Below are 22,293 nucleotides of genomic sequence, written 5' to 3' on the forward strand. Positions count from 1 at the left end.
AACTGGTTTAATTATAAAGGATTTTAACATTATCTTCGCTTAACCAGCCCTTAAGATTGCTTAACAGCTCGTCATGCAATTCCACCCGCCACTGCTCGCCCAGCATGAGCTCCACGCGGGCACTGCCGTTGTGATATTCGATCTTCACGGCGCAATGGCGGCGGTCTTCTTCGCCACCCTGCCGGCAATACGGCGCGAGAATCTCGCGCAGGCGTCCGGCATCGGCCTGACCATTGCACGAAATCTTGAGCAGGCTGGCATTGGCACTGCGGGCCGCCGCCAGATCGTAGACCTTGCGGGCATTGACGCGCAAGCCACCGGAGAAATCATCATTGCTGACGCGCCCCTCCACAATTACCAGCGCATCTTCTTTTAACAGGTGCTGGCTCTGGTTGAGCAGCTCATTGCCCACCACGATTTCTATGCGCGATGTCGCATCATCCAGCGTCACAATCGCCATTTTGCCGCGCTGCGTCATGCGGATGCGTATGCCCATGACCACACCCGCCAGCAGCTGCGGCTGATCCTGCGGCTTGAGATTGCCTAGTGTGGTGCGGACAAATGTCGCCAGCTCGCGCTTGTAACCTTCATACGGGTGACCGCTGAAATAGAAACCCAGGGCTGATTTTTCCTGCTGCAGTTTTTCCTGCTCGCTCCAGGCATTCACCTTGGGCAGGGTGTGCGCCACGCTATCGGACATTTCACCGAACAGGCTATTCTGCCCGCTGGCCGCCCCACTCTGCTCTGCCGCGCTAATGGCAAGGCTCACGCCAGCCAGCAAGGCCGCGCGGTTGGGTTCCAGCTTGTCGAAGGCACCTGCGCGTATCAGCGACTCGATCACGCGGCGATTGACCTTGCGCAGATCCAGACGGCGACAGAAATCGAACAGGTCCTTGAATGGCCCTTCGGCTTCGCGTGCAGCGAGGATCACCTCAATCGCTGCCCAGCCGGTGCCTTTAACGGCACCCAGGCCATACAGCACCTGCTTATCGCTGATCGGCTTGAAGCGGAATTCACTCTGGTTGATATCCGGCGCCAGCACTTCCACGCCATTTGCCGCGCAATCATCGTAAAAGATGTGCACGCTGTCGGTGTTGTTCATGTCCGCCGACATGGTGGCCGCGAGGAACGCGGCCGGGTAATGCGCCTTGAGGTAAGCCGTGTGGTACGCCACCAGGGCGTAAGCTGCCGCGTGCGACTTGTTGAAGCCGTAGCTGGCAAACTTTTCCATCAGGTCAAACAGCTCGGCCGCCTGCTTTTCCGGCGTGCCGTTCTTCACCGCACCTTCAACGAAAACGGCACGCTGCGCGTCCATTTCCTCTTTTTTCTTTTTACCCATGGCGCGGCGCAGCAAGTCGGCGCCGCCGAGGCTGTACCCCGCCACCACCTGGGCAATCTGCATCACCTGCTCCTGATACACCATGATGCCGTAGGTTTCTTTCAGGATGGGCTCGGTGGCCGGGTGCGGATATTCCACGCGCTGCTGGCCGTGCTTGCGACGGCAGAAATCGGGGATCAGGTCCATCGGGCCCGGACGATACAGCGCCACCAGGGCGATAATGTCCTCAAAGCAGTCTGGCTTGGCCTGCTTCAGCATGTCTTTCATGCCGCGCGATTCCAGCTGGAACACCGCCGTGGTATTGGCAGACTTCAACAGCTGGTAGGTCGGCTTGTCGTTGATCGGCAAGGTCTCAAAATCGAGCGGCGGCAGCTCCTTGAGCGCGCGCTGGACATTGGCATTTTCCAGCGCCATTGCCAGAATGGTCAGCGTGCGCAAGCCCAGAAAGTCGAACTTCACCAGGCCAACGGCTTCCACGTCATCCTTGTCGTACTGGCTAACCAGGCTTTCGCCATTTTGCTGGCAATAGATAGGCGAAAAATCCGAAATCTTGCCGGGCGAGATCAGCACCCCGCCAGCGTGCATGCCGATATTGCGGGTCAGGCCTTCCAGCCTGAGCGCCAGCTCCAGCAACTCGTTGACTTCTTCTTCCTGCTCGCGCCGCTCCTTGAGTTGCGGCTCTTTTTCCAGCGCATCGGACAAGGTAATGCCCAGCTCATTCGGAATCAGCTTGGCAATACCATCCACAAAGTTGAACGGCAGGTCGAGCACACGGCCCACGTCGCGGATCACGGCCTTGGCGGCCATGGTCCCGAAGGTGGCGATTTGCGATACCGATGCCAGGCCGTATTTATGCTTCACATAATCAATGACGCGATCGCGGCCTTCCTGACAGAAGTCGATATCGAAGTCGGGCATGGAAACCCGCTCAGGATTCAGGAAACGCTCAAACAGCAAGGCGTATTGCAACGGATCCAGATCGGTAATACCCAGGCTGTAAGCCACCACGGAGCCCGCACCGGAACCCCGGCCCGGCCCCACTGGCACGCCATTGTTCTTGGCCCAGTTGATAAAGTCGGCCACGATGAGGAAGTAGCCGGGGAAGCCCATCTGGATGATGATATTGGTCTCGAACTCCAGGCGGGTGAGGTAGACAGGCCGCTTGGCATCGCGCACGGCCTCGTCCGGATACAACACCTGCAGGCGCTTCTCCAGCCCCAGCTTGGCCTGCACTACCAAGTATTCGTCCAGGCTTTCGCCATTCGGCGTAGGGAACTGCGGCAGATAGTTTTTGCCCAGCGTCAGCGTCAGGTTGCAACGCTTGGCGATTTCCACGCTATTGGCCAGTGCCTGTGGCACATCGGCGAACAGAGTCGCCATCTCGGCCTGGGTCTTGAAAAACTGCTCGGGCGTGAAATGCTTGGGGCGACGGTTATCGGCCAGCACATAGCCTTCGGCAATGCAGACGCGGGCCTCGTGTGCCTTGAAGTCGTCCGCCTGCATGAACTGCACGGGATGTGTTGCCACCACCGGCAGATCCAGCTCACCAGCAAGCGCCAGGGCGCGGCTGATGTAAAACTCCTGCTGGGCATGGCCTGCGCGTTGCAGCTCGATGTAAAAACGGTTGGGGAATAACGCTGCCCATTGCTGGGCCAGGGCCAAGGCCGCCTGCTGGTTACCCTGCAATATCGCCTGCCCAACATCGCCCGCCATGGCGCCAGACAGCATGATCAGACCTTCGCCTCCGGCTTCTACCAGCCACTGGCGCTTGATTTCGGCGCGGCCGCGATGCTGGTTTTCCAGATAGGCGCGGCTCAGCAATTCACATAACTTGAGATACCCTGCGTGCGTCTGACACAGCAGCAGCAATCGATAAGGCTGATCGCGGTTGGTTTCATTTTCCAGCCACAGATCGCAGCCGAGCACGGGCTTGAGGCCTTTGCCGCGGGCGGATTTGTAAAACTTGACGGCACCAAAGAGATTGCTGAGATCGGTCAGCGCCAGCGCTGGCATGCGGTCAGCGGCGGCCGCCTTGACGTAGTCGCCAATGCGCACCGTGCCATCCACCACGGAGTATTCACTGTGGCAACGCAGGTGTATGAAAGTGGGTTGTGACATGGGGTCAATTTTACCCGATTCGGGGCGCTTTTTCCGCCCTGGGCATGCACAAAAAGCGAGAGATCCGACTTGACTTTGAACCGCTTTGCGGGGGCGCGGGAGGCCAGCTTGGCGCAAAGCAGCAAGCCATCGCGAGCCAAGGGCAGCGCGCGGCTGCCCTCGAGCACCGTTCCGTTACTGCGCGTCCAGCAGGACTTTCACTTGCGCCAGCAACTCGTCATCCTGCACGGGTTTGCCAAGATAGGCATTCACGCCTAGTTCGCGCGCAAGACTGCGGTGCTTCTCTGCCGTGCGCGAGCTGATGATCAACAGCGGAATATTGGCTGTGCGGCTATCGCCACGGATGTTGCGTACCAGTTCAAAGCCATCCATGCGCGGCATTTCAATATCGCTCAGGATCAGGTCGGGCAGGCTATCCTGCAATAGTTGCAGCGCATCCATGCCATCCTTGGCGACCACCACGCGATAGCCTTCGCGCTCCAGCAGACGGCTCAACACCTTGCGCATGGTCAGCGAGTCATCCACCACCATGATCTCGGGCGCACGTGGCGGCACGGCGTCCACATTGACCACCTGCACGCTGCCGACGGCCAGCGCTTCACGGTTGGCGAGTTGCACCGGATTGATGATGAGCACGATATTGCCATCGCCCATCACACTGGCTCCGGCCATGCCCGGCACCCGCGCCAGTTGCGGGCCTATCGGCTTCATCACCACTTCGACATTGCCCAGCACTTCGTCCACATGCAGCGCAATATGGTAACTGCCGCTGCGCAGCAAAATCACCGGCGTATAGCGCTGGTCCTGCGGCTGTGTCGCGCTGTCGCCAATCAGTTGCGCGAGGTAATACAGCCCGTACGACTGCTCGGCCCAGGCAAGCTGCCCTTCTGCCCTGGCTTGTGCCAGCGCATCGGGCTTCAGTTTCTGCACTTGCTCCACCATCACCGCAGGCAAGGCGAACACATGCTGACCGGCACGCACCATCACCACCTGCGCCACTGATAGCGTCACCGGCAGGTAAATGCTGAACGTAGCACCCTGCCCGGCCTGATTGGCGATATCAATACGCCCGCCCAGACCGGTAATATCGCTGCGCACGGAATCCAGCCCCACGCCACGGCCGGCAATCTGCGTGACATTATCGGCCGTGGAGAATCCAGGCTCGAAAATCACCGCCAGCAAGGTCGCATCGCTAAGCTTTTGATCCGCCACCAGCAAACCGCGCTCTATGGCTTTTTGCCGCACCTGCGCCAGCGGAATGCCTCCGCCGTCATCGGTCACGGTGAGGGTAATTTCATCGTTTTCACTCTTGACCTGCAAGCGTATGGTGCCCGTCTCGGGCTTGCCGGTCGCCCGGCGCTCCGCCACGGACTCCAGGCCATGCGCAACCGCGTTGCGCAACAGATGCTCCAGCGGCGCCCCTATCTTGTCCAGCACGGTGCGGTCAATCTGCACCGTTTCGCCCTCAATCAGCAATTCGGCGGGCTTGCCCAGCGTACGCGCTGTCTGCCGCACAATGCGTTGCAGCCGCTCGCTGATCATGGAAAACGGCACCATGCGCACATCCATGAGGCCATATTGCAGCTCACGGTTCATGCGCGCCTGCTGCTGCAGGGCAGATTCGGTCTCGCCCAGATTGCCCAGCAGGCCATGCTGAATGGTGGAAACGTCGTTCACGCTTTCCGCCATCATGCGGGTCAGCTCCTGCAGGCGGGTAAAGCGGTCAAACTCCAGCGGATCAAAGGTTTCGCTGGTTTCCTGCAAATGCGCCATGCGCGATTGCATCTGGCTCTCAGCCTCGATTTCCATTTCACGCAACTGGTTGCGCAAGCGTGCCACGCTCTCGGTCAGGTCCTGAGAGTATTGCTTGAATGCCAGCATCTCCCGCTCCATGCGCGAGCGGGCGATACTGATTTCCCCGGCTTCGTTGATCAGCCTGTCCAGCACATCGCCACGCAAGCGCAGGTATTGCGCCTGCCTCTCGGCAGGCATGCCGGGGGCCACGGGAGGCGCATCGGCCGCCACCGGACCTTGTTCGGCGGCTTCCAGCAGACTGCCGATCTGGTCCAGATCATTGAACAAATGCTCAAAGTCCAGGGCCTGCCCATCCTGCTTGCGGGCACGCACAATGGTGTCTTCCATATCGTGCACCACATCGGCCAGGGCCATCTGGCCTGCCATGCGGGCACTGCCCTTCAGGGTATGCAGCGCGCGCTGCAGCTCTTCGGGATGCTCATTGACCTCAGGCGCATGCCGCCAGGCGCGCAACTCGGAACCGATGCGCGGCACCAGCTCATGCGCTTCGATCATGAAGATGCCATGCAACTCGCTCTCGATGGATAGCTCTGGCTCTGGCTCTGGCTCTGGCTCTGGCTCTGGCTCTGGCTCTGGCTCTGGCTCTGGCTCTGGCTCTGGCTCTGGCTCTGGCTCTGGCTCTGGCTCTGGCTCTGGCTCTGGCTCTGGCTCTGGCTCTGGCTCTGGCTCTGGCTCTGGCTCTGGCTCTGGCTCTGGCTCTGGCTCTGGCTCTGGCTCTGGCTCTGGCTCTGGCTCTGGCTCTGGCTCTGGCTCTGGCTCTGGCTCTGGCTCTGGCTCTGGCTCTGGCTCTGGCTCTGGCTCTGGCTCTGGCTCTGGCTCTGGCTCTGGCTCTGGCTCTGGCTCTGGCTCTGGCTCTGGCTCTGGCTCTGGCTCTGGCTCTGGCTCTGGCTCTGGCTCTGGCTCTGGCTCTGGCTCTGGCTCTGGCTCTGGCTCTGGCTCTGGCTCTGGCTCTGGCTCTGGCTCTGGCTCTGGCCCGAAATCAATATCCTTGAAGAGTTCTATCACTTTAGCCGCTGCACTCATCGCGTCAGCGGACGGGCCAGAGTCCGACTGATCCTCAGTCGTACTTTCCTCCGGCGCCTCTTCAACTTCTGGTTCTTCTGCAAGCTCTTCTGTATCCAGCGCTTCGTCGTCTGCCGTCGCATCGGAAGGCAATGCCTCCGTCTCAATGTCATCAGCGACGGCCTGCATCTCGGTGTCGACATCCTCCACCGCCTCAGCTGGCATATCGACTGCCACGTCCGCATCGGCTTCAGCTGGCGCATTAGCCGCTTCAACGGCTTCGCGCAGGGCTGCGAGCAAGCTCATGTTCTGGCGTGGCTGGCGGAACTGACCTGCCTTGCGCAGCATATCGGCCAATACCGATACCACGTTGTCGGCCAGCTTGCGCTGCTGTGGCGTCCATTCGGCGCCTTGCACATCCAGCCAATGCTCCAGCGCACGGGCGAGATCGGCAATGGCTTTGAAGCCTGCGGTGCCGGCATTGCTGGCTAGCGTATGTGCGGCGCGGCGGCTCGCTTCGGGCGGGGCTTCGTCCTTGTCCTTCAGGCCATCAACCCAGGCCTTGAGCATGGCGAGATGCTGATTGGCCTCGCCCATGAAAATATCAAACAGCGCACGGCTAAGCTTGCGGGTCCCGCCAATAATGACTTCGGCTGCGCTGCTGAGGCCGGGCTGGCTGGCGCATTCGTCTTCGAGTTCAGCCGCCTGGGCAAGCCAGGGGGCGGGGTCTATGGTGACTTCAGCGCTCTGGCGCAGGGTATCGGCCCATCCGGCAAAGGCACTGGCAGCGGATTCGGTAAACGCCAGCTGATTGGGGCTGGGCACCACGCGGCTATCGATCACGCGATTCAGCAGTTTTTCCACTGCCCAGCCGACTTCGCCCAGATTCACCAGGCCTATGGTGCGGCCACTGCCTTTCAGCGTATGAAAGCCGCGCCGCAGATCGACCATGGCGCGACGGTCGGTGGCATTGACGCGCAGGGCTTGCTGCTGCTGCGCAATGCTGGCGAGCACTTCTTCCGATTCGGTCAGGAATACATCCAGCAACTCGGCATCGTGGGCGCGATCCGGCACCAGAGCAGGCTCGGGTTCCGGCGTTTCTTCTTCCTGTGCGGCGCTGGCAGCGGCTTCATTGGCGGCAGCGAAGCTTTCCTGCAGCGTAGGCACATGGTCTTCTACCAGCGCATGCATGTCCTCTTCCGCGTCGTCCGCCAGGGCATCGGGCGACATCTGGGCCTGCAGCATTTCCAGCGCTACGCGCATGGCGGTCTCGGCCTCGGGGCGCAAGCGCGGGAAGCCGCTGACATAAAAATCCATGGCGCTCAGCGCTTCGGCCAGTGCCTCGAAAATGCCGGTAGAAGGTGCAACTGCATCATGCTGCAGGCTTTCGAGGGTAGCCTCGGTAAAGCGCGACAAGGTGGCGGGCAGCGTGAGATCCAGCAAATCAAAGGCGCCGGTAATCTGGGTTAACAGCGGTTGGCATTGCAGCACGGCATCGCGCTGGTCCGGTTTGCGGAAATAGCCATCCAGTAAGGGCTCAATGGTTTCCAGCACTTGGTGGATATGCTTGCCCATGGTCGCCAGCAAGTCCGCTGACAGCGGCGTTCCGCTGAGATCGGCGCCAGGCGTGGGCTGACGCCCCTCGGCCAGCTCCTGCAGGCGCGCAGCCTGCTGATGCTGGCGCTGGATCAGCGCATCGCTCAAGTCCACATAATGATTGAAGGTCTCTTCCAGCAGCGCCAGGGTGGAGGCCACCTCCAGCATGGCCGAATTGCTGACCACGTCCGCGCCTGCCAGCACGCGCATATTCATGCGCTGCAAGGCTTGCAGCATCGTATTCAGGCTGTCGTAACGAAAGGTCTGCTTGACCAGGCTATCACGCAGCTGAATGCTGAACTGCTCCAGCAGCGCCTTGAATTTGTATTCTTCATAGGCGGCCCAGGCTTCCTGCAGGGCGCGCAGCAAGGCCAGCATGCGCTTGGCGAGCTCGCGGTCTTCGCTTTCGACTTTGACATCCTGCGGCGTGCGTGGCGGCTCGGGCAGATAGGCCTGCAGCTCAAAGGCCGTCTGCACCTGCTGCAGGGCGTCGGTCTCGGCCGGGCTGATGGCGATGAAATACAAGAGGTCTCGCAGCAGATTGCCACTGGCGCGGGTAGCACCGTCATACAGGCTGCGCAGTTGCTGGTCTATGCGGCGGCAGAGCTTCTTGATGCTGGCATTGGCCGCATGCTCGGGTTGCTGCAGGATATCGACAAACACGGTGGCGACCCACCACAGGGTTTTCTGGCCGCCCAGCTTTTGTACCTGCTGCACTTGCTGCAATGCGGCACGCAGGATGTCCTGGCCTTCGGCGCCTTGCGATTTCAGCCAGGTCAGCAGGCCTTTCTGGAATGCAGAGCGCTGCTCGGCCAGAAAGCCCGCCAGCGCCTCTTCAGGCAATGCTTGCGTGGGTAAATCACGCGGGGCACGCACATCGGTATCCGGGAAAAACAGTTCACTTTCTTCGGCTTCTTCGCCATGCAAGGCTTGCAACGCGGCAAAGGCGGGAAATAACAGCAGGGGCCGATCCGACGCCCCATCCACCAGCGCCTGCAGATAACGACTCAAGGCCTGGACGGAGTCTATCATGGCCTCCAGTGCCGCGGGGCTCATGGCAATCTCGCCCTTTTGCAGGGCCGCGGCCACATATTCGATCTCGGCACAGAAGCGTTTGCAGCCCTCCAGCCCGACCATGTCGAGCGCACCGCTCACCTGGTAAAGATGGGTTTGCGAAAACTTCAGGCTGGCGGCGTCTTCCGGGGTTTGCTGCAGGGTGGCCAGATTCTCCAGCACGCTTTTCAGCGCCTGGTCTATCTCACCCTTGACCCAGTTAAGAGGCCCTATGTCGAAATCGTCAACCACGGCTAGCTCCTGTAAGGCTTAACCATCAGGACAACTTGAAGCCGGCCACCGAGGCGCGGAGTTCTTCGGCCAGCGTGGCAAGCTGCTCGACCGACTGCGCGGTCAGCTTGGTGCCCTCCGTGGTTTGCGAGGTGATGTTCTGAATCTTCTGCATGTTGCGGCTGACGGTAGACGCCACTTCGGTCTGCGCCACCGTCGCTTCGGAAATCGCCTGGATCAGGCGCGCCAGATTGGTACTCACCGTTTCAATTTCATTCAGGGCCTGACCAGCCGCATCCGACAGGCGCGCGCCATCGACCACACCCTCGGTGCTTTTCTCCATCGCCACCACGGCACTGTTGGTATCGGTCTGAATGGTTTTCACAATGGCGCTGATCTGCTTGGTCGCTTCTGATGAACGCTCGGCCAGTCGCTGCACTTCTTCTGCCACCACGGTAAAGCCACGGCCAGCTTCACCCGCCGATGCGGCCTGAATTGCGGCGTTCAGCGCCAGAATATTGGTCTGCTCGGTAATGTCGGAAATCAGCTCCACGATTTCGCTAATTTCCTGCGAGCTTTCACCCAGGCGCTTGATGCGCTTGGAGGTTTCCTGAATCTGCGTACGGATTTCATTCATGCCGGAGATGGTGTTCTGCACCGCCTTGGCGCCCTGAGTCGCCGCTTGCAGAGAGCGTTGCGCCACTTGCGAGGCCTGGCCGGCGTTGCTGGATACATGCAGGATGGAGCGCGTCATGTTGTTGATGGCGTCGCTGGTTTCGCCAATCTGCTTGGACTGCTCCTCAGTCGCTTTCAACAGGTAATCGGAGGTGGTACGGGTTTGCGCCGTCGCCTGGTTCACCTGCTCGGTCGCGCGGTTGATCTCGGCTACCAGGTCACGCAGGCTGTCGATGGTGTAGTTGATGGAATCGGCAATGGCGCCAGTGATGTTTTCCGAGACTTGCGCCTTGACCGTGAGATCACCGTCGGCCAGATCGCCCATTTCATCCAGCAAGTGCAGAATGGCTTCCTGATTGCCGAGGTTGGTCTGTTCGATCTCCAGGAACTGGCGGCGCGCCGACAGCACCTGGCGATAGCCCACCACAATCAGCATCAGCAAGGCCAGCAGCCCGGATAACACGGAGAGAATCAGAAACAGGTTGGCGCGGCCCTGCTGCTTGTATTGATCCACCATGCGGCGGGCGGTGGCGACGATCTCATCACTGGTGTTGACGATGCTGATGAGCTGGGCCTTATTGGCTTCATCCGCCAACACGCCGGGGCTCAGCGTTTTAAGCGAATTGTGCAGCTGCTGCCAGGAAGCCTCCAGCTTGTTGAGGGCGGGAACCACTTCCTGCCCGCGGAACAGCGTGTCGGCTTCCAGCTTGCGCATCTGCTTGAGGTCGCTCTCCACACTGCCCATGACATTCACCAGACGCACGCTGGCCGCTTCACGGCTATGCGTGGCCAGCACGGCATCGCGCGCAGCCTGCTGCACAAACACCTGCACATCGCCGGAGAGGATGGAGAAACGGTTATCGCGCTCCACCTGGGTAATGTTGAACAGCAGATTGAGCAAAGCCACGGCAGCGGCGATCAGGAAAAATACCAGCAAGGTCTTGGGAATACCCGAGGCCGAGCTGTCTCCCTGCCCTGTCAATGCGGACTTCACCCCGGAGCGCAAGCGCGCCAGCAGTGACGGTGTGTTTCCCTTTTTTGCTGCATTCAATGCCATATCACCCCTTTGTATGTTGCGGCCTCAAGCCTGGTAAGGCTCAAGGTAAATTCTGTACCACCTGTCTACCACTTGCGCCGCCTAACCCGGGCTCCCGTTGCGTTGGGCAAGCGACCGGAATATCAGCGAAGACTAGGCAGCCACCTGCATGAATTCGCTGCCCGTCAGCAAGCCTTCCAGCGCGAGCACTTGCCAGACCTGGCCATGCTCATCCTTGTAATGCTCACCATGAGCATCAGGCTCGCCTGGCTCAGGCGTCTGCACAGTCATGCTTTCCAGCGTGCGCAGCCCCACCAGACGGTCAATCAGCAAAGCAGCGTTCACCTGATAACGCTCATGCACCAGCAATATGCGGCTTTGCGCGGTCATCGCGGTAAATGGCTCACCCATAAAGGCAGCCAGATCGGTAATGCCGTAAAGATTGCCGCGCACGTTGGCCATGCCCAGAAACCAGCTGCGTGTCAGCGGCACCGGGCTGATATCGGGCACTGGTAGCACTTCACTGATATCGCGCAGGTTGATCAGCCAATGTTTTCCGCCGACTTCCACGCCCAGGCGCGAGCTGCTGGTGCTGCCCGCGTTGGCCGTCACCTCTTGCAGGCGGGCCAGAATATCCTGCTGGTATTCGTGCAGGTTAAGTCTGGCCATTTTCCAGAGCCCGTATCTTGTTCAGCAATTCGTCCAGCTGCACTGGCTTGATGGCGCAATCCTTGGCGCCCTGACGCAAGGCCCACAGGCGATCGGTGGCTTGCTCCTTGCCGGTGCACATGATGACAGGGATATGCGCCGTGAGCGGGTTTTTTGAGAGTGCGCGCGTAGCCTGAAAACCGTTGAGGCCCGGCATCACCACATCCATCAGCACCAGATCGGGCGCTTCGGCCGCGACTTTTTCCAGGCATTCTTCGCCATTCTCGGCGGTCATCACGGTAAAGCCGGCATCCACCAGCAGTTCCGTCAGGTAAAAACGATCGGTAAAGGAATCATCCACGACCAGAATCTTTTGAATCGCCATGCCTAGTCCTCGTCCGTTTCCACGCGGGCGTGATTGGTCACCGCATGCAGCAGCGACTCCTGGGTAAAGGGCTTGGTAAGGTATTGGTCAGAGCCCGCCATGCGGCCGCGAGCGCGGTCAAACAAGCCATCCTTGCTGGACAGCATGACCACGGGCGTGGCTTTGTAGCGCGGGTTGCGCTTGATCAGGGTGCAGGTCTGGTAGCCATCGAGTCGCGGCATCATGATGTCGACGAAAATGAGGTCAGGATGATAGTTGGCAATCTTGGACAAGGCTTCAAAGCCATCTTCGGCCAGAATCACTTCGCAGCCGGACTGCTTGAGAAAAAGCTCGGCACTACGGCGTATGGTATTGCTGTCATCGATCACCATGACTTTCACGCCCGCTAAACTGGTTTCCCCCACCTGCATCCCCTTTTATTGTGTAGTGCACTTTTGCCGTGCACGGCGGGAGGCCATGCACTCACATCATTCTATCCAGAATTCACGATGGTGCAAGACTCGTGCTGACGCAGCCGGTCACATTCTGTTGTCATTCCAGTGTCAAACAGGTTAAATATCGCAAGCTTGCAGTCATCATGGCTGCGCCGCATCCATCAAGATGAAAGACCTCTCACAGAAGGAGGCTCACGGGAAGGGAACAATGCAGATACGACAGGAATCACTGACCGCCAAAATGACGCTGAAAGAGCTGGCGGCGAATCCGCCGCTACTCACGGCCGACCTGGTGCTGGTATTTGGCTCGGTGCGCCGCTTCAGTGAAAGCAAGCTGCAAAATATCCTGCGTGACCGCTACCCCGCCGCCCAGATCGTCGGCTGCACAACGTCCGGCGAGATACATGGTAGCGGCGTCTTTGACGATAGCCTGCAGATCACCGCCATCCAGTGGAATAAAACCGAGCAACGTGTCGTGCACACCCGCATGAACAACATGCAAAGCTCGTTTGAAGTCGCCACCAATCTCGCCAGGCAACTGCAAACCCCGGCCCTGCGCACCGTGCTGCTGTTCTCCGATGGCTTGCATGTCAATGGCTCCGAATTGCTGCAAGGCTTTCAGAGCGTGCTGGGCGATATCCCGATTGTAGGCGGCATGGCAGGTGATAACGCCGCCTTTGAAAGTACCCTGCAAATCTGCAACAGCGTCATTTCCGACAATCTGGTGATTGCGGTAGGCCTCTATGGCGATAGCCTGATTACCGCCAGCGGCGCACTCGGTGGCTGGAAGCCTTACGGCCCGCCACGCAAGATCACCAAATCCGAAAAAAACGTGGTCTACGAAATGGACGGCAAACCCGCATTGCCACTTTACCGCATGTACATCGGCGAACATTACGCCAAGGGCCTGCCCGGCACCGGCCTCAAGTTCCCCTTTGCCATTGTCGAGGAAGGCAAGCGCGAGGTGGAAAAAATCCGCACCCTGCTCGCCATTGATACAGGGCGCAACAGCCTGACCTTTGCCGGCAATGTGGAAGAAGGCGAAATCGTGCGCCTGTGCCAGACCAATCACGACCGCCTGGTGGAAGGTGCCAGCGAAGCCGCCCGACTGGTCACCGGCAACCTGCAATCGCTCAACAATACCCAGCCGGGGCTTGCGCTGTGCGTGAGCTGTGTAGGCCGCAAGGGCGTGATGAACGAGCAGACGGCGGATGAAATCGCGGCCATCAAAACCATCCTCGGGCCACAAACCACGCTCACCGGCTTTTATTCCTATGGTGAATTTGCCCCGCGCCCCAACACCTCGGACAGCGTGCTCCACAACCAGACCATGACCATAGGCTACCTCAGCGAGAATTTATCGTCCTGATGGTGGTCACTGCTGGTGTATCATCTTTCATCCGCCCTTCACGCAAGGGCGATACAGTGCAAGAAAGCGTGGGCTGATCGCACTTCCGGAAAATCCATGAGCAGCCATCCTGCAACGGCATGACGCCAGGGTGTAAGCATCAGTTCAAGTGGAACCATTAGCCCCCTACGCTTTCTGATTGGCAATCCCGCCCTCAATTTCTAACAAGGACATTATCCATGACCAGCACAGTAACGCTTAAAGGCAACCCGGTAACCGTAGCTGGCGACTTTCCCAAAGTCGGCCAGACCGCTCCTGACTTTCAACTGGCCAACGCCAAGCGCGAATTGCAATCCCTGGCTGACTATGCCGGCAAGCGCAAAGTACTGAACATTTTCCCAAGTGTGGATACCCCCACTTGCGCCACCTCGGTTCGCACGTTCAACAAGCGTGCCGCTGAAGTGCCCAACACCGCCGTGCTCTGCATCTCCGCTGACCTGCCTTTCGCGCAAAGCCGTTTCTGCGGCGCTGAAGGCTTGGAAAATGTAGTGACCCTGTCCACCTTCCGTGACACCGCCAAGTTCTCCAAAGACTACGGCGTGCAAATCGCCGATAGCAGCCTGGCTGGCCTCACTGCCCGTGCCGTGGTCGTGCTGGATGAAAACAACAAGGTATTGCACAGCGAACTCGTTTCCGAGATCGCCAACGAGCCTGACTACGATGCAGCTTTAGCTGTTTTGTAATCACATCGTCGGGCGGCAGCTCAGACTGCCGCCTGCTTCTCCCACCGCTAACCCAGCAGCATCATCACCAGCATCCCCATTTCAAACAGCAGGCATCCTACAAAAAGCGCCATGGCCACGCGCGCCACACACGCCCGCAAGCGTCGCCAGATTTGCCCCCGTAACATGGCATCACTCGCTCAGCGGAATGCTGTCTTCGCGCACGATCAGCCACCGGCCGCCGCGCTGCTCCAGATCCACCACTTTTTGCACCGTCTCGTCATGGCCGTTTTCCTGCCGCGTTTGCGTAAACAGGGCCAGCATGCGCTCGCCGTTGGGCTCAATACTTAAATCCGCCATGCGCACCTGTACCACGCCATCCTTGCCCAGTTCCATGCGGCGTTGACGCTCCCATTGCTGGCGCGTCAGGCCATCGCTCACCACGAAATCGGCGGCATAGGTGCTGAAATAGGTATCGAGATTGCGATTGGCCATGGCACTCACCCAAGTCTGCAAGGTAGCCTCAATGGCCTTGCGACGGGCTTGCTCCTGGGGCGAAAGATCCTGAATGGCAGCGTCCAGCGGCTGCATCGCTTTGTGCAGGCTGGCAACATCGCGATCCGTCGCCTGTACATGGTTTAGCACGGGGTCACGCAGCTTTTGGCGTTGCAATGCAAACTCGGCGCGGCGTTGATAACGCGGCCCCTGATCAAAGTCATACCGCACTGCCAGACTCATGGTCTGACCAAAATAGGCATCGCGGATATCCGCATCGTAGCTGGTTAGCAGGGTTAACTGGTCACGCTCATCATCCCCCGTCAGGCGCACCGTAGCCCCCAGCGCATACATATTGCGATCTGGCTTGAGGCCAGGACTGACAAAGCCTGTGGTGTTAAACAAAAACCGCGCGTTGACGTCTTGCGTCAGATCACCGAATTCGTGCTGGTAAAGGGCACGTAATTCAATCTCGGCCAACCAGTCCTTTTGTTGGAGGCTGTAGATGGCCTTGCCGCCGAGGCCGCCGCGCAAGGAGTCAAACCGGCGCGCATCGATCGCGAGATTGATGGGCGAGCTATCCAATGCATATTGCGGCATGCCATTCACATAGACGGGAATGGGCTGCAGGATGTCCGGACGCGAGGTATCGACAATCATGCGTGAATATTTGCCGTTCTCTTCGTAGGCACTCTCCCGAATGTGACTGTAGGCAAGCGAGGCCATGGGGATCAGCGTGACATCTTCGCGCCACAACATGGGCCAGCCCGCCTCCACCCTTGCCGAATACTGCCAGGCATCATGCCGCCCGGTGGCGGTATGGCCCATCAGTTGACGGCGCGTCTGCTCGGTATGCAACCCCACCCCGGCCATGGTGTTCAGGTAGGCCCCATCCCAGGTTTTGGCCGCATAGGCGGCTGCCATGAAGCTATTGATATCGTTGCGGTTATTGACGGTGTAACCGCTGTTGGTGATATTGCTACGGGCGTAACCCACGGCGCCACCAATACGGAGACTGTCATCGCCTTCCCACTCGCGATCCAGACCAAACGCCATCCCGGCCGAGGATACATTGTAGCCATCGATACCCTGCTGACTATCCTGTATGCCCCGGTCACCAAAGCCCTGCACCCACAGGCCCTTGCCCGGCAGAATCTCCTGCGCCTCGCGCGAGGCCATGCCCTGGTTCTTGCTTAGGTAGGTATCCACCAACCGGGTATTCAGCATGCCAAACACCTTGTCCGTGTTGCTCATGATGGTGCGCATGGCGCCATCATGAATCTCAGGACGCAGGCGCTCGGCGGCAGAAATGACATTGTCATTTCGCAGGGTTAATAGCTGCTTTTGCAGATCGGTAGGCAACTGAGCTGTGCCCTGATACTGGAACACGCTATCTACCGCGCGAATAGCCGCTTCCGTGACTTTGGCGCGCATGGCAGCGGGCACACCAACATCGGCCGTTAAAAGCAGATCGTTACCTCTGAGACTGACATCCCATTGCAGGAAACCATTGGTATTGGAAACCTGCGGTAGCCCGCTAGCATTCGTCGCAACGACAAAGGTATCACCATCGCGTATCGCCCGCGAAAAACGGGTAAGCTGGGGCATGATCACAGAGTTACTGTCAAACGTGGTCGTACCGGCCACATTCAGCAAGCCTGTCTGACTGGGGCCAATCGCCATGATGAAATACGAACCCGCCATCATGCTGGCATTGCCACTGATATTCAGCGTGGCATCGCCAAGATTGACGGTGCCGTAATTGACAAGATTGCCGACAATGTTGCCCATCAGGTTGTTGAGGCCCACGGTGACATTCCCTGCCTCAAGGAAGCCCGTCTGATCCACCACCACGTTGGCAGCCTTCATGGTGCCAAACTCGGATAGCAAGGTTCGGCCAGAAACATGAATATCGCCGCTGACATCAAGCGTAGTGACTAGCGACGTAAACCCACCCGTCAGATTGGCTTGCGTGAAACCGCTCACAGCGCCGGCAATCACACATGAAGGATTGGTCAGGACCGTATTGGGCAAGGTGAAGTTGATGGTGTCATAGCACTCAAAGTTATAGGTATTGTTGCCCAGGCCATTGGCCGATACCGTGGTAGTGAGATAGCTCAGGTAACCGGCGAAGTTCACCGTATTGGTTGCTCCGGCCACGTCGTTGATAACAACATTCCTGATACTGTTACCCGACACGGTCGTGACCGAGTTCAAGGTAAAGTTGCGGTCACCATGCACGTTGTACAAAGGATTAGCGACACCACCACTGACATCTACCACCTGTGCATCGCGTTGGTCGACATAGATATTGCCGTTGACGCCGCTATTTTCCAGATTGAGTTCATGACGGCCGGAACCCAGGTAAACATTGCCATAGATGGCGGTATCACGCAGTTTGATTTCACTATCACGCGGTCCGACATCGGCAGCCGAGTATGCCAGCACCAGATTGCTATTGTCGGTCTGCGCTTGCGTCAACAGTGGATTGCGATCGACCACCATGAGGTCACCTGCGATGGTGGAAAAGCCGGTGTCCAGATTGATAACGGTCTTGCCAGCCTGCAGAACAGTGGCGTACTGCGAACCATCCAGTACCGAAGGTGCCAGCATGCTGGCACCGCCATAGGTCAGCACATTGCCTAAAATCAGGCCGGTGCTGTTGACGGTGAGACTGGCATTGTTAGCCAGGATAGCGGCGGTATAACTGCCGGAAGCGGTGATCCTGGCCTGAATGCCATAATCGCCTGTGTCCGGATAATACACGCTATTGTTTACAAAGCTGTTGTTAATCGTAAGCGACGGCAACAGGCTATCTGCGCGAATCGCGGCGGCGTACCCGGCCAGCACCCCGTTGTTGTAAAGCAGGCCGTTGCTATCGCTGCTCCAGGAGGCGGCATCATAGCTGCGCGCGCTGCCATCCAGCGTGATGTTGGCGCCTGTGTTGGTAATGGTTACAGGGTTGTTGCCCGTTGCTGTAATGGTGGCAACACTGCCACCATCACTCGTGGTGTGGGTTATAGTGCTCCCGAGTATGTTGGGCGCCACCTCCAGCGTAGGATTAGTACCGATATTATTAAGCGTGGCAGCACCGCCACTGCTATCCACCGTCACCCGCCCCTCTATATAGCTATCGGTATTGGATGAGGTGCCAGTGCAGGTATGGGTGCCATCCCCATTGTCAACGCACGCGGCATTTGACAGCGGGCTACGCACGGTCATGAAAGCCAGCAATGCCAGCATGGTCCAGGGCTTGAGGGTAAAGCGTTGCATTAGTATTCTCCCTTCGCGGAGCGGTTGCTGGCAGCCGCCAGTGCTGGCTGCTTCAAGGTTACGGCGCCGGGTTGCTGCGCATCAGCCAGCGGTTGCCGGCCCATGGGGACGGCATTTTCGCGCACGATGCGCCACTCGCCATCACGCTGTTCCCATGAAATCACCTTGCGTTCACGGTATTGCATGCCTTCACGCACTTGCAGCCAGCTGAACACAGCCACCATGCGCATGCCCTGCGGCGCAATCACCAGATCACGCATCTCGACGTTTTTCATGCTGGAGGCGATAAAGGCCATTTTTTGCTGCTCTACCCACTGATTGCGGCTACGCCCGGGTGGCGCGTAGCTGGGCGCGTAACGTTCGAGGTAGCGCTCAAAATCCTGTCCGGCAATCGCCTGCTGCCATTGCTGCAAGGCCTGCGTCACCTGCTGCTTGGCCTTTTCTACCGAGCCACGGGCAGATTGGAGTACCGGCACGGCCTTGATGTCGTCCAGTTGCCGCATCAGGGTCATCTCCGCCTGATTGGGCAGTGTGCTAGGCGTTTCCAGCGTGCGGTCTGGATCCGTCATGGAGAGATTGGAAGGCGGCGGCTCATATTTGCGTGAGGCATCGAAATCGTAATTGAGGGAGAACCAGATTCCCCTTGGAGCACCTGCTGAAATAAATTGCGTAGGCACCCATTCCGAGGAGTTGTAGTTGAAACCGCCCGGCCCGATAGCGCCTATGGTTGAAGGGGCAAACGGTGAAATACCCAGACGGCCAGCGGTGTAATACTGCTTGTCCAGCAGATTGTTGATCAGTGCGCGCACCGACCAGCCACTGCCCAGGTTGTAACGGGCATTGAAGTTGACCACAGCATAGCCAGGAGCGGTACCGGAGTAATCATTATCCGGCAAGGTGGTGACCACATTGCCGTAGCTGACCTGACGTCCCTGACTGGGTGTATGGGCATTGTTTTCGTTACCACGCAGGAAGGAGCCGCTATGGGCGACCACATTGAAATTGATCTTGAAGTCCGGCGTGACCTTGTAGCCCCAGTTGAAGTTGATGTTATTAAAGGGAATACCGGGCATCACATTGCCTGGTTTTACCTGAATCATGTTGTAGTCGGTGGAATAGCTATCGATGGTGCGGGAGCTGTTATTGGGGCTGACCATTTTGAAGTAAGATTGGAAGGTCGCTTCCGTCAGGGAATAATTCACCCGGAAATCAGAACGGCCATATTCCGCAGATAAGCCAAACTCAATGCCCTGACGACGCGTATCGCCAATATCCTGGAAGAAACTCAGCTCGCTGGTCGCAGAGACCAGGTAAATATCATTGCGCAGATCTGTGCGATAGGCACTGACATTCCACTCGAGGAAATCCTTGAATCGTCCCCGCGCGCCCGCTTCAATCGTCTGGGCCTTGACCTGCGGCAGGTAGGGGTCACCCGACAATGCACTAGGAAGCTTACAGCCACGACCTTCGGCAATACTGCGCGGCACCATGTTATTGCCACTGCCCACCAGCGTGCCATCCCAGGCACAGCCGAGCTCCACGACTGAGGGCGCGCGGGATCCCTGGTTCCAGTTCGCATAGAGGTTCAGGTTGGGCTTGGTCTGCCAGGTGATCCCCAACGAGGGATTGAAGGAATAGTAAGAAAATTTTTCTGTGGCATAGCGGTCCAGGAGGCTACCGTTGAGGCCAAGCTGTTCGCGGACTCCAGGCAATACCAGCTTGTTCCAGTATTCCATGGAGTCAATCGGACCATTCACGCTGTAAGGACACTCGGATAAATCCGTACCGGGACAGATCAGGCCATAGACGTAGCGGTTGAGATAAGCCAGATCCTCAAGCCGCCGCTCTGCTCGGGTGGGCGCCAGCGTATTTTTGATACGGGTAGTGTTATACCGCCCCGACCCCGTGATATGCAGATTTTGCGTGGGCGACCAGGTCTCGCTGAAATACAGGCTGCGCGTACTTGAATCACCAAAAAAATCATTGATGGTGAGATCATGCGACGCTGCATAAAACTCTTCGCCCAGCTGGCTGGGGTCACTGTACACATTGCGCTGGTCATCCATGAGCGCCAGTCGCGACTTGCCCAGATAGCTCGACTTGGCCGTATCCAGCGCTGCACCCACCATGAATTTGTGTTTGTCAAAATTGAAATTCAGCTGCAGGTTCATACCTTGCGAAGTCTGCTGAATATTCGAATTGGTCAGAATGGCGGTGGGAGTACCTTTCACCACACCGGTGCCATTATTCTGCGAACCATCGCGGTCATTGTATGGTTGGGAACCGATCATGCCCTGGTTCCAATACGTGGAGCCACTGCGACAAGTCGTGGCATTGGCAGCCGGCGCCGCAAACGCGATCTTGTAATTCCCCTGGGCATCGGTGAAATAGACCCCTTGACCGAAGTTCATGAATCCTTGGATATAAACTTGGCTATCGTCATTTACCAGGGGATCCCAAACCCCCTTGCTCAAACTTTGCCGTATATTCTGCGTAAGTTGCGTCGGAAGCGCCCCATTGAGTTCCAGCAGAGAATAATCGGTCACTCCGTTCTGCAGCTTGGTGGTAAATTCGGAGTAATTGCCTTCCGTCACCACGTAATAATCCGGTACGCCATCCCGATCACTGTCGGTATAGGCACATTGCAGCCCGTTGCCCTCGCCCGGCAATCGGGTTCCCCACATATGGTAGGACTTGTCTGCGTTGCTGAAGGTCTCCTGGTCGATGATGTCGCCAGTAGTAGAGTTGCGCTTGCTGCTGCGGTGATAAACCTGACCGGTCAGGCTGATCTGGTCGGTAATATCAAAGACGCTGGAAAGCTGCATCTGAAACAGGGTATTTTTGGTTTCATCCGGGGAGGTGAATACGGAGGCGGGATCCTGCCGATAAAGCTCCTGCGGCACGGTGCCATTGCCCACCAGCTTGTTAACCACGGCCAGCGAGGACAAGGTAATGCCCAGGCGGTCGCCTTGCCACTCCAGCTTGCCGAAGGCCTGATTGACCTTGCTCGGCGAATTGTCACGCCAGCCATCTTCCAGGAACAGATTCACCGCGCCAAACGCGGCGATACTGCCGTTGTTCCAGCCAGCCGAGCCCTGGAACTGCTTGCGACCATAAGAGCCGGTCAGCACATTGGCAGAAACACCTGGAAACTCGAAACCGCTTTTGGTGCGCATGGACAAGGCGCCACCCAGGGTATTTAAGCCAAACAAAGGGTTGGAGCCCGGATATACATCGAAACTGGAGAGCGCGTTCATGGGAATCATGTCCCAGTTCACCACATCGCCAAATGCCTCGTTCACGCGGATACCGTCAAAAAACACGCTCAAGCCCTGCGGCGTGCCGATTTGCGGGCCAGCAGTAAATCCGCGGTAACTGATATCCATCTGAAAAGGATTACCCTGGTAATCATTGACGTTGATGGATTGCAGCTTGGAGTTGAGCAACTCGGCCAGACTGATCGAATTGGCTTCTTTGATTTCCTTGGCAGAAATACTTTGCAGATTGCCGGCAATCTGGTCCTTGGTCAGCGCTAGTCCCGGCATGGGGCCAACATCTTGCAGGCGCCTGGCACGCACTTCAATCTCTTTCAGCTTGAGCACGCCGCCCTGTCCTCCCATCTCGGGCAGTGTCTTGGCATCGTCGTTTTTTGGGGTAGCGCGTTGAAGTTTATATTTCCCGGCCCCCTCTTCAATCACCTCCAGGCCACTGCCTTGCAGCAGAATGGAAAAGCCCTGCTCAATGCTGTAATGCCCCTTGAGCCCCTGCGTTTGCTTGTTGCGGGTGAGCAAGGGGTCGAATCCCAGCAGCACTCCCGCTTCTGCAGCGTATGAAGGTAGCGCATCGCTCAGGCTGCCCGGGGCAATCGCATAGTCTTTTTGTACCAGGCCGGTTTTGATCGGCTCAGCGGCAGTGGCCAGCCCGGGCAGGCAAAGCAGTTGAATCGCCAACAGGCTGCGCCAGCCCGACATGCCCAGCCCGATCTGCCACGGCTTGGTTGGTATACGAAAATTGTTCAGCACGCTTTTTCTCCCAGCAAAAGGTCTTTGCTGGTATGCCGAACGAGATTAAAAAAGCGGAAGGTAAAACTGAAAAAAAATTTCAGATCGCAAATGACGATCAA

Annotated in this window: 10 protein-coding genes; 2 read left to right on the plus strand and 8 right to left on the minus strand. The window is 58.1% G+C overall.

Translation table 11 applies throughout. From position 1 onward, the window contains the following. Positions 1–7: 7 nt before the first annotated feature. The 6 genes from dnaE to MPQ_RS08620 form a co-directional block, all read right to left on the minus strand. Positions 8–3,457: a DNA polymerase III subunit alpha gene (gene dnaE, locus MPQ_RS08595; protein ID WP_041362214.1), complete on the minus strand. Its 3,450-nt coding sequence runs from the start codon at positions 3,455–3,457 to the stop codon at positions 8–10. A 174-nt stretch (positions 3,458–3,631) separates the two neighbouring features. Next, positions 3,632–9,175, minus strand: coding sequence for an Hpt domain-containing protein (locus MPQ_RS14100; RefSeq protein ID WP_013442526.1), 5,544 nt, complete (start codon positions 9,173–9,175; stop codon positions 3,632–3,634). A 25-nt stretch (positions 9,176–9,200) separates the two neighbouring features. Continuing rightward, entirely contained in the window at positions 9,201–10,886 is a 1,686-nt protein-coding gene (locus tag MPQ_RS08605) for a methyl-accepting chemotaxis protein (RefSeq protein WP_013442527.1), read from the minus strand. 132 nt (positions 10,887–11,018) lie between these two features. Further along, positions 11,019–11,534 (minus strand): chemotaxis protein CheW, encoded by a 516-nt coding sequence (locus MPQ_RS08610; protein WP_013442528.1) that lies wholly within the window; start codon positions 11,532–11,534, stop codon positions 11,019–11,021. Further along, on the minus strand, positions 11,521–11,898 hold the full coding sequence (locus MPQ_RS08615) for a response regulator (RefSeq protein WP_013442529.1): 378 nt from the start codon (positions 11,896–11,898) through the stop codon (positions 11,521–11,523). Before MPQ_RS08615 ends, MPQ_RS08610 begins: the two co-directional genes overlap by 14 nt. Before the next feature lie 2 nt (positions 11,899–11,900). Then, the gene (locus MPQ_RS08620) at positions 11,901–12,308 is read right to left on the minus strand and encodes a PleD family two-component system response regulator (protein WP_013442530.1); all 408 of its coding nucleotides are present in this window, start codon (positions 12,306–12,308) and stop codon (positions 11,901–11,903) included. A 232-nt stretch (positions 12,309–12,540) separates the two neighbouring features. On the opposite strand from MPQ_RS08620, the gene MPQ_RS08625 reads away from it, so the two are divergent. Both MPQ_RS08625 and tpx read left to right on the plus strand, forming a co-directional pair. Further along, the gene (locus MPQ_RS08625; RefSeq protein WP_013442531.1) at positions 12,541–13,701 is read left to right on the plus strand and encodes an FIST signal transduction protein; all 1,161 of its coding nucleotides are present in this window, start codon (positions 12,541–12,543) and stop codon (positions 13,699–13,701) included. Positions 13,702–13,919: 218 nt separating this feature from the next. Next, positions 13,920–14,423 carry a thiol peroxidase gene (gene tpx / locus MPQ_RS08630; protein WP_013442532.1) on the plus strand — a complete coding sequence of 168 codons (504 nt, stop codon included), beginning with the start codon at positions 13,920–13,922 and terminating at the stop codon, positions 14,421–14,423. Between the two features lie 171 nt (positions 14,424–14,594). On the opposite strand, the gene MPQ_RS08635 is transcribed toward tpx, so the two are convergent. Continuing rightward, positions 14,595–18,170 carry an autotransporter domain-containing protein gene (locus MPQ_RS08635; RefSeq protein ID WP_013442534.1) on the minus strand — a complete coding sequence of 1,192 codons (3,576 nt, stop codon included), beginning with the start codon at positions 18,168–18,170 and terminating at the stop codon, positions 14,595–14,597. Continuing rightward, complete coding sequence (locus tag MPQ_RS08640) at positions 18,170–22,192, minus strand: TonB-dependent receptor domain-containing protein (RefSeq protein WP_013442535.1); 4,023 nt, start codon at positions 22,190–22,192, stop codon at positions 18,170–18,172. The genes MPQ_RS08635 and MPQ_RS08640 overlap by 1 nt, the downstream gene beginning before the upstream one ends. Positions 22,193–22,293 lie beyond the last annotated feature (101 nt).

The organism is Methylovorus sp. MP688 (assembly GCF_000183115.1).
In the GTDB taxonomy this organism is placed as follows: domain Bacteria; phylum Pseudomonadota; class Gammaproteobacteria; order Burkholderiales; family Methylophilaceae; genus Methylovorus; species Methylovorus glucosotrophus.